The following is a 14,429-nucleotide window of genomic DNA, read 5'->3' on the forward strand; positions in this document are numbered from 1 at the left end:
CCCGCTCCCACAAGGACCCACAATGGCTGAACCTGTGGTGATCCTGTGGGAGCGGGTTCACCCGCGAAGAGGCCGGCAGCCCCACCACCAACCTCAACCCCTACCCCGCTTCAAGGTCTCACTGGGAAACTCCTTGAACAACTGGCGGTAACTCTCTGAAAACCTTCCTAAATGCCAGAACGACCAACGCATCGCCACCTCGGCCACAGTCACCCCGCCACCGCGCAACAAATCACGCCGCGCACCGTTCAGCCGGCGCAAGCGCAACCAGTGCGCCGGGGGCATGCCGGTGAACGCCTTGAACGCTTGCTGCAACTGGCGCAAAGAAACCCCGGCCACTGCTGCCAATTCCACCAGGTTCAACGTCTCCTCCGGGCAATCGGCCGCCCATTCGCTGACCCGGCGCATGATCGCCCGTTCCTCGTCGCGCCGCCCCAACGCCACGCCCTGCAAGCGCTGGCAGGCATTGTCGAGGATGAACAGGCAGTCCTCCAGCAACTGCTCCGCCAGCGCCTGCCCCTGCAATGGGCAATCGGCTTCGCTCAGCCGGGTCAGGGTGGCGCTCAGCCAACTGCCGAACAACGCATTCTGCCCGCTGCCCAGCGGCACCATGAACAAACCGTCGAGCCGTTGCGGGTCCAGGCCATGGCTGGCAAGAAAAGCCTGGTCGAACACCACGGCCACTTCCTGATAGTTCTCTGGGGTGATCCAGATGTTGCGGCTCTGTTCATTGAGCAGATACAGGCTGTTTTCACTCTGGTCGAAGCAGAACGCCAGCGAACCGCGTGGCGCGCGGAAGAACTGCTCGACGCGGGTATTGAGCCGTTCCTCGTAAACCTCCACGCCATCCAGCCCCAGGCAGCGCAGCTGGCCGCTGAAGTGCCCGGGCGACATCTGCCGGTATTGCTGCTGCCAGCCTGGGGTGGCGCGGACTTGCTCGGTCACATCCGAGGTGTGGAAAGCTTGAACCTGCAAGGCATTGGGCGTTGTCACGCTTGGTCCTAGTTGCACTCTTTTGGTGCATTCATTATTGAAGAAAGTGGATAGATGGCTTTACGGGCCTGAGGCCAAGATAGTCGCCAGCGTGTCACCTGGGAAGCGTAATCCTTCGAGGCCCTGCAACGGCCTTCGCGGGTAAATCGGATCGCCGCACCGCCACCCCCCACAAAAAAACCCAACCAAGAGGTCTGTATGAACGCCCCCTTCGATCAGCTGTCCACCTGGCTGAAAGAACACCGGATCACCGAAGTCGAATGCGTGATCAGCGACCTGACCGGCATTGCCCGCGGCAAGATCGCACCGACCGCCAAGTTCCTCCACGAGCGTGGCATGCGCCTGCCCGAGAGCGTGCTGCTGCAGACGGTCACCGGCGACTACGTTGACGACGACATCTACTACAACCTGCTCGACGCCGCCGACATCGACATGGTCTGCCGCCCCGACCCGACCGCTGTGTACCAGATCCCGTGGGCGATCGAGCCGACCGCGATCGTGATCCACGACACCTTCGACAAGCAAGGCAACCCGATCGAGCTGTCGCCGCGCAACGTGCTGAAGAAAGTGCTCAAGCTCTATGCCGACAAAGGCTGGCAGCCGATTGTCGCGCCTGAGATGGAATTCTACCTGACCAAGCGCTGCGAAGACCCGGACCTGCCACTGCAAGTGCCGCTGGGGCGTTCCGGCCGTGCCGAAAGCGGTCGCCAATCGTTCTCGATCGATGCCGCTAACGAATTCGACCCGCTGTTCGAAGACGTCTACGACTGGTGCGAAATCCAGGGCCTGGACCTGGATACGCTGATCCACGAAGACGGCCCCGCGCAGATGGAAATCAACTTCCGCCACGGCGACGCGCTGGACCTGGCCGACCAGATCACCGTGTTCAAGCGCACCATGCGTGAGGCGGCGCTCAAGCACAACGTGGCGGCCACGTTCATGGCCAAGCCGATCACCGACGAGCCAGGCAGTGCCATGCACCTGCACCAGAGCGTGGTCGACATCGCCACCGGCAAGCCGATCTTCGCCAACGCAGACGGCAGCATGAGCCAGCTGTTCCTGCACCATATCGGCGGCTTGCAGAAGTACATCCCTAAGCTGCTGCCGATGTTTGCGCCCAACGTGAACTCGTTCCGCCGCTTCCTGCCGGACACCTCGGCACCGGTCAACGTCGAGTGGGGTGAAGAAAACCGCACTGCCGGCCTGCGCGTGCCCACCTCCGGCCCCGAGGCGATGCGCGTGGAAAACCGCCTGCCGGGCGCCGATGCCAACCCGTACCTGGCCATCGCCGCCAGCTTGCTGTGCGGCTACCTGGGCATGGTCGAGCAGATCGACCCCAGCGCACCGGTGCAGGGCCGCGCCTACGAACGGCGCAACCTGCGCCTGCCGATCACCATCGAAGATGCGCTGCAGCACATGGAAGACTGCGAGACCGTGCAGCAATACCTGGGCAAGCAGTTCGTTCAGGGCTACGTGGCGGTCAAGCGTGCCGAGCACGAAAACTACAAGCGGGTGATCAGCTCGTGGGAGCGTGAGTTCCTGATGATGAGCGTCTGAGTTTTCGCAGTACCTGTGTAGGAGCGGCTTTAGCCGCGAATGCGGTGGCACATTCAATGACGCATTCGCGGGTAAACCCGCTCCTACAGGGAGCGCATCGCGCTCCGAAACACCGAACTCGAAGAACAAGACCAACGAGGTGTCCCCATGCGTCATCTGCAAGCCCTGATCCCCGCTGCACTCACCCTGCTGTTCGCCACCACTAGCCACGCCAACCCCACGGTCAGCGTGTACAACTGGACCGACTACATCGGGGACACCACCCTGGCTGACTTCCAGGCCAGCAGCGGCATCAAGGTGGTGTATGACGTGTTCGATTCCAACGAAACCCTCGAAGGCAAGCTGCTGGCCGGGCGCACCGGCTATGACGTGGTGGTGCCCTCCAACCACTTTCTCGCCCGCCAGGCCCAGGCCGGTGCCTTCCTGCCGCTGGACCGCAGCAAGCTGCCGAACTGGCAACACCTGGACCCCAAGCTGCTCAAGCAGCTTGAACAGAACGACCCCGGCAACCAGTACGCCGTGCCCTACCTGTGGGGCACCAATGGCATCGGCTACAACGTCGACAAGGTCAAGGCGGCACTGGGCGTGGACCATATCGATTCCTGGGCCGTGCTGTTCGAGCCCGAATACCTGAAAAAACTCAAGCAGTGCGGCGTAGCGTTCATGGATTCGCCCGACGAACTGTTCCCCGCCATGCTCAATTACCTGGGCATGGACCCGCGCAGCGAGAAACCGGCCGACTACGCCAAGGCCGAGGCCCGCTTGCTTGAACTGCGCCCCTACATCACCTACTTCCACTCATCCAAGTATGTCTCCGACCTGGCCAACGGTGATGTCTGCGTAGCGTTCGGCTACTCGGGTGACGTATTCCAGGCGGCCAACCGCGCCGTGGAGGCGAAAAACGGCGTGAAGGTTGCGTACAGCATTCCCAAGGAAGGCAGCAACCTGTGGTTCGACCTGCTGGCCATCCCCAAGGACGCCAGCAACCCCGAGCAAGCCCTGGCCTTTATCAACTACCTGCTCGACCCCAAGGTGATCGCGAAAGTCAGCGCCACGGTCGGTTATGCCAACGCCAACCCGGACGCCAAGGCCTACATGGATGCATCGCTGGTGAACAACCCCGAGATTTACCCACCCCAGGCCGTGCTGGACAAGCTGTACATCTCCAGCACCCCGAGCCCGAAGATCATGCGCGTCATGACCCGCTCCTGGAGCAAGATCAAGTCCAACCGCTGAGTCGAGAACGCCCATGTCTTTCAATACCCAACACGCCGCCTCGTACTACGCCGCCACAGCGCGCGATGCGGCACCTTACCCCAGCCTGGACGCTGACCTCAGCGCAGACGTCTGCGTGGTCGGCGGCGGGCTGACCGGGATCAACACCGCCCTGGAACTGGCCGAGCGCGGCCTGTCGGTAGTGCTACTGGAAGGCCGTCGCATCGGCTGGGGTGCCAGCGGGCGCAATGGCGGCCAGCTGATTCGCGGCATCGGCCATGATGTCAGCGGCTTTGCGCGGCATGTCGGCCAGGATGGCGTGCGCTACCTGAAGCAGGCCGGCATCGACTCGGTAGAGCTGGTGGCCGAGCGCATCGCCCGCTACGGCATTGCCTGCGACCTGCGTTGGGGCTTCTGCGAACTGGCCAACACCCCGGCCCAGTTCGCCGCCTTCAAGGATGAGCAGGATGATCTGGCAACGCTCGGCTATCGCCATGAAACGCGCGTGGTCGACGCTGGGCGGCTGCACGAGATTGTCGCCAGCGACCAGTATGCTGGTGGGCTGGTCGACATGGGCTCCGGCCACCTGCACCCCCTTGACCTGGTGCAAGGCGAAGCACGTGCCGCCCACAGCCTGGGCGTACGCATCTTCGAGCAAAGCCCGGTAGTGCGCATCGAACACGGCCCCAGCGTGACCCTGCACACGGCACGCGGCAAAGTCCGCGCAAACAGCCTGGTACTGGGGTGCAACGCTCACCTCGACGAACTGGAGCCGCGCCTGAGTGGCAAGGTGCTACCCGCCGGCAGCTACGTGGTGGCCACCGAGCCCTTGCCCGAAGCCTTGGCCAGCCGCCTGATCCCGCAGAATATGGCGTTGTGCGACCAGAAAGTCGGCCTGGACTACTACCGCCTCACTGCCGACCGCCGCTTGCTGTTTGGCGGGGCCTGCCACTATTCCGGGCGCGACCCCAAAGACATCGCCGCCTACATGCAGCCCAAGGTGCTGAAGGTGTTCCCGCAACTGGCCAATGTGCGCATCGACTACCAGTGGGGCGGCATGATTGGCATCACGGCCAACCGCTTCCCCCAGGTCGGTCGCCTGAACCAGTACCCCAACGTGTATTACGCCCAGGGTTATTCCGGGCATGGCCTGAACGTGACGCACTGGACGGCGAAACTGCTGGCCGAAAGCATCGCCCTCGGCCACAGCCATGGCCTGGATGTGTTCAGTGCCGTACCGCACCTGACCTTCCCCGGCGGCAAGGCACTGCGCTCGCCACTGCTGGCGCTGGGGATGCTGTGGTATAGGTTGCGTGAAGCGTTGGGGTAACAGGTTGGCAATGTCTTGAGCGGGCTCCCATTCACTCGAGCCCGCTGCACTTGAACAGTTAATAAAGTTTTTTTAGTAACACTTCTATAGCGGTGATTTATATCGAGTTTTATGCGTTTCTAATAAACGACTTAAAGAAGAATACTCAAGCCTTTGCTTTGTATAACATTCAAGAGTTTTAAAGCAGGTCCCGAAGGACTTGTCTCGCCCTGTTCCCATTTGCGCACGGTCGATGCACTCGTGTGCAAATGCATCGCAAAAACTGGCTGGCTGAAGTTGAGCGCTTCACGCAAACGGCGTATGTCCAGTGCAGTGAAATCGCGTACTGGCGCAGGACACAATGCTTCATAATCCCGAAGCGTCACCTTGCCGATCGCACCGGCCTGATGCAGGGCTACAAGATCCTCACGTAACGATTCAATCAATTTGCTGCTCACAGCAGACCTCCATAAGCACACCCGCTTGCAACGCCCGACTGAGCGCTAACGTTGATAAATCCAGAAAAACCTTGCCCGCAAACCGCAGTGCTTTCTGCTCTTCGTGGGTGATATTGGCCTTGTCGCTTTTGGCAAAGCCATGCAGGAATACACATCGATTGCCAATACGGACAGACAGCAGCGTTCGATAGCCGCCGCGTTTGCCCGCCCCATGGGCTGCCACTCGCTTTTTGAATAATTCACCGCCAAGGCTTGCGTCGACCAACCCTCTACACATCTCATCCACTGCCTTGCAAAGCACTTCGTCACCGAGCCGGTGAGCGATTTGCCAACGCGCAAAATCCTTGCGCTTGAAGATTTCCATTACACAGCCTCAACTATACCCGTAACGGGCATAGTGTTCCAACGCGGGGCGCAGGTGGAAAGTCAGCGAGATCTCACACGGCTGTAAGACTTTTCGACTGAGGCCACGCATCGCCTGACACCGTTACGCAGATGAACCGCTGCCAGCCAGATAACTGGGCTATTCATGACCACAGATTGAACTCACATACTGGCCAACTGTCGCGCACCTGCTAGCGTTGTTGAAGCCGACCCATCATGGATGCCTCTTGATCATGAAATCATTGCCTCGCATCACCTTGTTGTGCGCCGCGCTGCTTGCCGTGGCCGCCTGCTCCAGCAATCGGGTGGACCCCAAGGATTACTCCGGCTTCCTCAAAGACTACAGCCGCCTGCAGGAAGCCAAGAGCCCGTCGGGTGCCCCGGTAATGCGCTGGATCGACCCCAAGGTCAACATCAACCAGTACAACCAGGTGTTCATCGAGCCCAGCCAGTTCTACCCCAAGCCGCAGCCGACAGCGGTCATCTCGCAGCAGACGCTGGGGGAAATCACCCGCTACTTCAACGAAGCCCTGCGCCGTGAGATGGGCAGCGTACTACCCCTGGCACAAGGCCCTGGCCCAGGCGTGGTCGTGGTACGCCCGGCCATTACGGCGGTGTCGACCAGCAACGAGGGCCTCAAGCCTTATGAAGTGATCCCGATTGCCCTGATTTCGGCCGGCGTGAACACTGCCATGGGTGGCCGTGACCAGGAAGTGGATGTCGGCGTGGAAGCTGCGTTCCTGGATGGCGCCAATCAGAAGGTGCTGGCCCAGGTGGTGCGCAAAGGCACCGGTCAGGAACTGGAGAACGATACCCAGAAGCTGACCTTGAACGACGTCAAGCCGGTGCTCGATGGCTGGGCCAAGGACATGCGCGCGAGCTTCCTGGCAGCGAAGCAGAAAGGCCGCTGACTGGCTGGCCTGCATCACTTTCAAGGCAGGCGCAGAACCTGTAGGAGCGGCCTTGCGTCGCGATGGGCTGCGCAGCAGCCCCAAGGTTTGCGCACAGATGCACAAATTGCCGGGGCTGCTTTGCAGCCCATCGCGACGCAAGGCCGCTCCTACAAGGGCCAGTGCTGATCAGTAAAGATATGCAAGACAATTGCTTCCACAGAACCACCGTATCTGCCGGAGAATTGGCTTAGCACTCGACAAACGCAACTGCCAAACCGCCACGCGAGGTTTCCTTGTAGTTGGCATGCATGTCCGCCCCGGTATCACGCATAGTGCGGATCACCCGGTCGAGCGAGATGAAGTGCTCGCCGTCCCCGCGCAACGCCATCTGCACAGCATTGATCGCCTTCACCGCGGCAATCGCATTGCGCTCGATGCACGGCACCTGCACCAGGCCACCCACCGGGTCGCAGGTCAGCCCAAGGTTGTGCTCCAGCGCAATTTCGGCTGCATTCTCCAGTTGCGGCGGTGTAGCGCCCAGCACTTGAGCCAGGCCGGCAGCAGCCATTGAACACGCCGAGCCCACTTCACCCTGGCAGCCCACCTCAGCCCCGGAAATCGAGGCGTTCATCTTGCACAGGATGCCGACCGCCGCTGCCGCCAGCAGGAAGTCCACGACATCGGCATCGCAAACGGTAGGGTTGAACTTCATGTAGTAGTGCAGCACAGCCGGAATGATGCCCGCGGCGCCATTGGTGGGCGCAGTGACCATACGCCCACCCGCAGCGTTCTCTTCATTGACGGCCAGGGCGAACAGGTTGACCCATTCCATGGCACTGAGGGTCGAGCCGATCACGTTGGGCTTGCCCAGTTCCTGCAGGCTGCGGTGCAGCTTTGCCGCACGGCGCTTGACATGCAGCCCGCCAGGCAGGATGCCCTCGTTGCGCAGGCCGTTATCAACGCAGTCACGCATCGCTGCCCAGATGCGCAGCAAACCTTCACGCACCACGGCCTCCGGGCGCCAGGCACATTCGTTCGCCATCATCAGTTGCGCCACACTCAAGCCATGGGCCTTGCACAAACTCAGCAACTGGGCGCCACTGTCGAACGCGTAGGGCAGTGCCACCGCGTTCATGGCACTGGCGGGTGCATCGATCTCCGCTTGTTCGACAATGAACCCGCCCCCTACCGAGTAATAGGTCTGGCACAACAGGCTGCCCTGCCCGCCCATGGCTTCCAGGCTCATGGCATTGGGGTGGTACGGCAGGTTCTCGTCCAGCAGCAGCATGTCACGGGCATACTCGAACGCCAGCGGGTGGCTGCCATCGAGCATCAGGCAGTGCTCCTGCAGCACCTGGCCAATGCGCGACTCGATGGTGGCCGGGTCGATGCGGTCCGGCCACTGGCCCATCAGGCCGAGCAGGCAGGCACGGTCGGTGGCATGGCCTACCCCAGTGGCAGACAGCGAGCCATACAGCCGCACTTCGACACGCGTCACCTGCGCCAGCAGGCCCTGCACTCGCAGGGCCTGGGCAAACGTCGCAGCCGCCCGCATCGGACCGACGGTGTGGGAGCTGGACGGGCCGATGCCGATTTTGAAAAGGTCGAAAACACTGATAGCCATACTAATGCCTGCCCGTACCCTGATCTGTATCCAACGTACGGTTATCTGGAGAAATTGAGCGTTGTTGCGATTTTGCGCGATACTGACGCTCTGGCTCACGAATGACCAACGAAACTTCCTAAGCAAGGCTTTAGTGGTACTAAACGATGCGACGACAACTCAACGGCCAGATGTTCGTCTGGCTGCATGTATTCGCCTGTGCAGCCCGGCACCTGTCCTTTACCCGCTGCGCCGAAGAGCTGCACATTACCCCGGGCGCGGTCAGCCAGCAGATGCGCCAGCTGGAGGAACGCCTGGGCTACCGGCTGTTCCTGCGCCGGGCACGCGGTGTGGAGCTGAGCGCCGAGGGACAACGCCTGGCCCAGACGGTGGCCGAGGCCTACGGCAGCATCGAGGCCGAGCTGCTGCGCCTGGACGCGGGTGAAATCCGTGGCACCTTGCGGGTGCGCTCGATCCCCTCGTTCCTGGCGAAGTGGCTCACGCCGCGCCTGCCGCGCTTTCAGCAACGCTACCCGGACATCGAACTGCGCCTGGTCGCCGAAGACAGTGCCCAGGCGTTGACCCCAGGCGACTTCGACCTGGCCATTGACCTGAACGATGGCAGCTACCCCGGTATGCTTTCCACGCCGCTGCTGGACGAGCAGATCTTCCCGGTGTGCTCACCCACCCTGCTGCGCGGGCGCCCACCACTGCACGGGCCGGCCGACTTGGCACACTACCCGCTGCTGCACGACATCACCGCCTGGCGTGGCAGTTCGGAATATGCCGAGTGGGAGTTCTACCTGGAGGGTATCGGCGCCAGCGGGCTGGATGTACGCCGTGGGCACACCTTCAACCGCAACCACCTGACCATCGAGGCGGCGATTGCTGGCATCGGCGTGGCCATCGCACGGCGCACGCTGCTCAATGATGAACTGGAGCGTGGCGCCTTGATCGTGCCGTTTGGCCTGCCGATCGCCAACCATAAGCGCTACGTGGTGCATTACCCGCCGGGTGGGCTGAACCAGCCGGGGGCGCGGGCGGTGCATGACTGGCTGGTGGAGGAAGCGCGGGGGTTCAGGGAGTTGCATCCGTTGAGCAAGGACTAACTCGACCTCTGTAATCGAATGCGAACACTGTGGGAGCGGGTTCACCCGCGAATACGATGGTGATTCAACCGGCGCATGCACGGGTAAACCGGCTCCCACAAGGCACCGGCTGCGCCGGTGTTCGCGGCTGAAGCCGCTCCTACAAGGACCGTGGCGCGCTTTCGAACGGCTAATACGCCTGTTTGCCGGTAAACGCATTTAACGTGCGAACCAGGATCACGAAGTCCAGCCACAACGACCAGTTGTTGATGTACTCGATGTCCGAGTCCACCCGCTGGATCATCTGCTCGATGTCCTTGGTTTCGCCCCGGAACCCGCGCACCTGCGCCAGGCCGGTCATGCCCGGCTTGATGTTGTGGCGGGCAAAGTAGTCAACGATATCCTGCGAATACAAGGTGTCATGCTGCAAGGCATGCGGCCGCGGCCCAACCAGTGACATTTCTCCGGTCAGCACATTGAACAGCTGTGGCAGCTCATCCAGGCTGGTGCGCCGGATAAAGGCGCCGACCCGGGTCAGCCGCGGGTCATTCTTCTGCGCCTGCACCACCACGCCCTGCTCCGGCTGGTGCACATGCATGCTGCGAAACTTCCAGATACGGAACGATTCGCCGGTCCAGCCGGTACGTTCCTGGCGGAAGAACACCGGGCCGCGGCTGTCAATCTTGATGGCCAGGGCAACCGCCAGCAGCACCGGTGATGCACACAGCAGAATCAACGCTGCCAGCACCCGGTCCTCAAGGTTTTTCAGGAACAGGCTCATGCCCGTCAGCGGCGTCTCCGACAAGGTCAGTACCGGGATGCCGGCAATTTCCCGCACGCTGTGGTTGATCAGGCGCAACGAGAATATATCCGGTACCCAGTTGACCGCAATGCACTTGTCGAGCAGCTTGAAGTACACATCGTTGATCACTTCGGAACCACCCAGCGGCGTTACCAGGTACACCGTTCGGATACCGTGCCGGGCCACCAGTTCGTCAAGGTCTTCGATATTGCCGAGTACGGGCAGGCGCTGCTTGCCTTCGGCATTCTCGCGTGCCGCCTCTTCGGCTTTGCCGATCTGCACGCAACCCAGCACCCGCTCGCCAAACCAGGGGTTGTTGCTGATTTTCTGGTATAGGAAGTTGGCCAGGTCGCCGTTGCCAATGATCAGCGCGTTGTCCAGGCGCGCATGGGCAGTAAAGCGTTTTTGCAATTCACGCACGGCAAAATGCAGGAACAACTGGGCAACATAGCCAATGACGAACAGCTGCACCATCAATAGCCGCGAATAGGTTTCGCTCTGTTTGGTCAGGAACGCCATGACCACCAAAAAGCAGAACGTCGCCGACCAGGCCTTGAACAGGCGAAAGGCCTTGATCGACAAACCGACGTTGGTGCGGTAGATCGCATAGTGATCATAAATGACTGCCAGTGCGCCAATCAGCAACAGCAGCATGATTACGTAATCGGAGGTGATGTGGCCGAACTGGTCGTAAATCAGGTACCAGGCAATACCGGTCACGGCAATACCATCAAGGCCTGCCTGGATGGCGTTACTGACACTGCTTCTTCTCTGGAGTAAGGAACGACTGCTTCTGGGTTCGAAAACCATTTCAGACCTCATCAATTGGAGCGTAGCAAGTGCCTTCCATCAAACAGCAAGTCTTGAAAACAGCTAAACCATTGATCTCACTGTAGCAGCCACCTGCCACCGGTGTGCCCGGAGTAAGCGCCGCTACCGCTTTTGGCCGATTCACACGGTGCGCCTGGCCGAAACCGCCGCACGCCGATACAACAGGGTGCGCAACAGGAAAAGCGGGTTGCCCACCACATAGCGCATGAACAAGCGCCTGGGCTCGCGCAACAACCGGTACAGCCACTCGCCGCCGATACGCCGCAGCCACCTGGGGGCGCGACTGACCTTGCCACCGAGAAAATCCAGGATCGCCCCGCCACACACGATCAAACAGGGCACGCCCACAGCTGCCAGCTCTGCCGCCAGCGCTTCCTGCTTGGGCATGCCCATGCCCAGCACGATCAGCTCGGGTTGCTGCTCACGGGCCAGCTGCAGATAGGTTGCACTGTTGGCAAAGCCATTGTGGACCGACACCGGCACCACACCGAACGCGTCGGCACAGCGCTGCACGGCCTGGTTCAAGTGAGGCTGCCGAGTGCCCCAAAACGCGACCCTGCGCCCACGGTAGGCATGCATGAGCCTGGGGATGAAATCGGTGCCGTTCATGTTCAGCCCGGACTCCAGGCCCAGGCACCGGTAAAGGATGGCCATGCCCGAGCCGTCACGCAGCAACACGTCGGCGGCCGACAGTGCCTGGCAATAAGCGCCATCGCGCACCACCAGGTTCATCGCATGGGCATTGACGAAGCCCAGCACGCAGACCGCCTCCGGCGCGGCCAGGCGCCCGAGCAGTTGCTGTGCTGCGGCCTCGTCGGCGACCACGTCAAGCTGGGCGATCACGCACGCCCAGCGTTGCTGCCATAGCCATTTGGCCATCAGTCGTCATCCCGTTTTGAGCGTACCCATTCAACCTGGCGCCTGATCAGAAAGCTCAGGTACAGGGGGATCTTCCTTGCCGCGTAGAACGGCGCGTACAGCAGCACCGAAAACGGTATCAGCTCTCGGCAGAAACGCGCCCAGGCCAACAGTACTGCAAGGCCAAGCAGCGCCAACCCGGCAAGGGCCAGCCACGCGGGCGCCGCCAGGCCAAACAACAGGTACGCCAGCCAGGTCACCAGGTTTAGCCCGAGCAAGGTCAGCACCAGCAATGCCAAAGGTGATACCACCAGGTCCAGGGTCATGGCCGCCAGGGCACCATTGCGCTGGGTAATGGCGGCCCGCGCCCGCTTGGGGCCATCGCCCAGCATCAAACCCAGATGCCCATGCTCCCAACGGGTACGCTGGCTGTTGAGGCCTTGCTGGCTGAGTGGAAACTGGCTGGTCACCACGGCCTCCGGGCAGAACAGGGGTGGCTTGCCTTGCTGGCAAAGGTCCAGGCCCAGTTTCACATCCTCGACCAAGTGACCGTTGGCCAGGTTGATCAGGCTGAGGTCGTGCCAGCCGAATGCCATGCCGGCTCCCATCAGTTGGCACGGCAAGCCCAGCCGCGCCCAGCCGCGAGGCCGTACCAGGTTCTTGACGCGCCAGGCGAACTCGGCAACCTGCACTTTCAGCCCGGCCCCGGCAGGTGCGCGCATCAGGTACAGCGACTGCACGGGACGTGCGCTTTCACGGCAACGTCGTGCCAGGATGTCGATTGCGCCCTCACCTACTTGGCAATCGGCATCTACCACAATCACCACGTCCGGCGGCCGGTGGGCCAGGTGCTGCACGCCAAAGTCCAGTGCATAGCCCTTGCCGCGCAAACGGGTATCGTGGCGCTCCACCACTTCGGCGCCGGCCTCGCGGGCCAACTGCGCCGTATCGTCCGAGCAGTTGTCTGCCACTACCAGCAAGCGGTCGCCCTCGAGCAACTGCGGGGTAATGCTCGCCAGGGTGGCCTTGATGATCGACGACTCATCGTGGGCCGGCACCAGCACCGCAACCCGGGGCCGGGCAGCGCTGCCCGGCTGCTGCACCCGTGGCGGCAGGCAGGCCAGCAGTACCTGTAGCAAAAATACCAACACCGGCACCAGGACGATGACCGTCAGCAGGCCCAGCAACCAACCCAATACACTAATCATGCGAATGCCTTGATATAGCCGGCCAACCTGGCCGCCTCGGTGTCTATGTCATGCCGTTGCAGTACGCGCTGGTAGGCTGCCTCGCCCATGCGCTGCAGTACCTCGGCAGGCTGTGCCAGGCAATCGGCCATGGCCGCCGCCAGCTCGTCCACCGCACCGGCAGGGAACAGCCAGCCATTTTCACCAGGCCGCACCAGCTCGGGGATACCTGCCACATAGGTGGTCAGCACAGGCCGGCGCAAGGCCATTGCCTCCATGATCACCACCGGCAGGCCCTCGGCGAAGCTGGGCAATACCAACGCGCGGGCGGCAAGCATTTCCTCACGTACCTGCGCGCTGCTGATCCAGCCGGTGATACGCACCTGCCGGTGCAGACCGTAGCGGGCAATCAAGGCCTCGATCTGACCGCGCATTTCGCCATCACCCGCCAGTACCAGCTCGAAGTCGATCGACTGGGCCGCAAGCGTGCGCGCCGCCTCCAACAGCAACAGCTGGCCTTTCTGCTCGCACAGGCGCCCCACGCACACCAGGCGGGGCAGCGACGGTACAGTGACCGCCGCCACCTCATGGAAACCTCGCTCCAGGCCGCAATGCACCACCTTCACCTTGGCCCAGTGCTCGTGTGCCACCCAACGGTACAGCTGGCTGCGCCCGTAAGAACTGACCGCCGCAACAAAGGCGGCGCGCCGCACCTTCTCACCCATGTGCAGGAACTGCGGTTTGTCGAATTCTTCCGGGCCGTGCACGGTAAAGCTGTAGGCCGGCCCGCCGAGGACATTGGCCAGCATCACCACCTCGGTAGAGTTGGTGCCGAAATGCGCGTGCACGTGTTTTGCCTCCCCGGCCTGCAACCACTGCAGCACCTGGCAGGCCTCGGCCAGGTAGACCAGGTGGTAGGGCCAGGCACGGTCAGCCCGCAGGCCAAGGCGCAGGGCCAGCCACGCTGCCTGGCCAAAACGCCGTGGCTGCGAGCGCAGCACCTGCCACGTCGGCCCTAGCAGCCCCTTCAGCCCGCCTTGCAGTACGTAGCGGGTCTTGTCCCGTTCAGCCACGTCCTCGGCGTCTTGCACCTCGGCGTCCCACCCGCGCAGTGCCATACGTTGCACTTCTACCCCCTGGCGCTCCAGCGCCAGGATCTCGCGTCGGATGAAACTGTGGCTGACCTTCGGGTACTGATTGATGAAGTAAGCAATGCGCATATGAATCCAGATCCAAGCCCGCTTGATGACC

Annotated in this window: 13 protein-coding genes; 5 read left to right on the forward strand and 8 right to left on the reverse strand. The window is 61.9% G+C overall.

Features of this window, described 5'->3' with window-relative positions; genetic code table 11:
* Positions 1–93: 93 nt before the first annotated feature.
* The gene (locus tag ACIP02_RS18465) at positions 94–993 is read right to left on the reverse strand and encodes a helix-turn-helix domain-containing protein (RefSeq protein ID WP_400618889.1); all 900 of its coding nucleotides are present in this window, start codon (positions 991–993) and stop codon (positions 94–96) included.
* Between the two features lie 198 nt (positions 994–1,191).
* Between ACIP02_RS18465 and ACIP02_RS18470 the strand changes: the two genes are divergently transcribed.
* The 3 genes from ACIP02_RS18470 (at position 1,192) to ACIP02_RS18480 (ending at position 5,095) form a co-directional block, all read left to right on the forward strand.
* On the forward strand, positions 1,192–2,550 hold the full coding sequence (locus ACIP02_RS18470; RefSeq protein WP_400618892.1) for a glutamine synthetase family protein: 1,359 nt from the start codon (positions 1,192–1,194) through the stop codon (positions 2,548–2,550).
* Between the two features lie 147 nt (positions 2,551–2,697).
* Positions 2,698–3,786 (forward strand): polyamine ABC transporter substrate-binding protein, encoded by a 1,089-nt coding sequence (locus ACIP02_RS18475; RefSeq protein WP_400618895.1) that lies wholly within the window; start codon positions 2,698–2,700, stop codon positions 3,784–3,786.
* Positions 3,787–3,799: 13 nt separating this feature from the next.
* Positions 3,800–5,095, forward strand: coding sequence for an NAD(P)/FAD-dependent oxidoreductase (locus ACIP02_RS18480; RefSeq protein WP_400618898.1), 1,296 nt, complete (start codon positions 3,800–3,802; stop codon positions 5,093–5,095).
* Positions 5,096–5,226: 131 nt separating this feature from the next.
* On the opposite strand, the gene ACIP02_RS18485 is transcribed toward ACIP02_RS18480, so the two are convergent.
* The gene (locus ACIP02_RS18485; RefSeq protein WP_400618901.1) at positions 5,227–5,532 is read right to left on the reverse strand and encodes a helix-turn-helix domain-containing protein; all 306 of its coding nucleotides are present in this window, start codon (positions 5,530–5,532) and stop codon (positions 5,227–5,229) included.
* Positions 5,513–5,896, reverse strand: coding sequence for a type II toxin-antitoxin system RelE/ParE family toxin (locus ACIP02_RS18490; protein ID WP_400618904.1), 384 nt, complete (start codon positions 5,894–5,896; stop codon positions 5,513–5,515). The genes ACIP02_RS18485 and ACIP02_RS18490 overlap by 20 nt, the downstream gene beginning before the upstream one ends.
* A 253-nt stretch (positions 5,897–6,149) precedes the next feature.
* On the opposite strand from ACIP02_RS18490, the gene ACIP02_RS18495 reads away from it, so the two are divergent.
* On the forward strand, positions 6,150–6,827 hold the full coding sequence (locus ACIP02_RS18495; RefSeq protein WP_400618907.1) for a DUF3313 domain-containing protein: 678 nt from the start codon (positions 6,150–6,152) through the stop codon (positions 6,825–6,827).
* Between the two features lie 229 nt (positions 6,828–7,056).
* On the opposite strand, the gene ACIP02_RS18500 is transcribed toward ACIP02_RS18495, so the two are convergent.
* The gene (locus ACIP02_RS18500) at positions 7,057–8,433 is read right to left on the reverse strand and encodes an L-serine ammonia-lyase (protein ID WP_400618910.1); all 1,377 of its coding nucleotides are present in this window, start codon (positions 8,431–8,433) and stop codon (positions 7,057–7,059) included.
* Positions 8,434–8,579: 146 nt separating this feature from the next.
* Between ACIP02_RS18500 and ACIP02_RS18505 the strand changes: the two genes are divergently transcribed.
* Positions 8,580–9,521, forward strand: coding sequence for a LysR substrate-binding domain-containing protein (locus ACIP02_RS18505; RefSeq protein WP_400618913.1), 942 nt, complete (start codon positions 8,580–8,582; stop codon positions 9,519–9,521).
* A 169-nt stretch (positions 9,522–9,690) separates the two neighbouring features.
* Here the strand turns inward: ACIP02_RS18505 and ACIP02_RS18510 are convergent, their stop codons facing one another.
* The 4 genes from ACIP02_RS18510 to ACIP02_RS18525 all read right to left on the reverse strand — a co-directional run bounded on the left by ACIP02_RS18510 (position 9,691) and on the right by ACIP02_RS18525 (position 14,398).
* The gene (locus ACIP02_RS18510; RefSeq protein WP_400618916.1) at positions 9,691–11,112 is read right to left on the reverse strand and encodes an undecaprenyl-phosphate glucose phosphotransferase; all 1,422 of its coding nucleotides are present in this window, start codon (positions 11,110–11,112) and stop codon (positions 9,691–9,693) included.
* 141 nt (positions 11,113–11,253) lie between these two features.
* Entirely contained in the window at positions 11,254–12,012 is a 759-nt protein-coding gene (locus tag ACIP02_RS18515; protein ID WP_400618919.1) for a WecB/TagA/CpsF family glycosyltransferase, read from the reverse strand.
* The gene (locus ACIP02_RS18520) at positions 12,012–13,199 is read right to left on the reverse strand and encodes a glycosyltransferase family 2 protein (protein WP_400618922.1); all 1,188 of its coding nucleotides are present in this window, start codon (positions 13,197–13,199) and stop codon (positions 12,012–12,014) included. The genes ACIP02_RS18515 and ACIP02_RS18520 overlap by 1 nt, the downstream gene beginning before the upstream one ends.
* Positions 13,196–14,398 carry a glycosyltransferase gene (locus tag ACIP02_RS18525; protein WP_400618925.1) on the reverse strand — a complete coding sequence of 401 codons (1,203 nt, stop codon included), beginning with the start codon at positions 14,396–14,398 and terminating at the stop codon, positions 13,196–13,198. The genes ACIP02_RS18520 and ACIP02_RS18525 overlap by 4 nt, the downstream gene beginning before the upstream one ends.
* Positions 14,399–14,429: the final 31 nt, after the last annotated feature.

It is taken from the genome of Pseudomonas sp. NPDC089408 (genome assembly GCF_044749445.1).
Lineage (GTDB): Bacteria > Pseudomonadota > Gammaproteobacteria > Pseudomonadales > Pseudomonadaceae > Aquipseudomonas.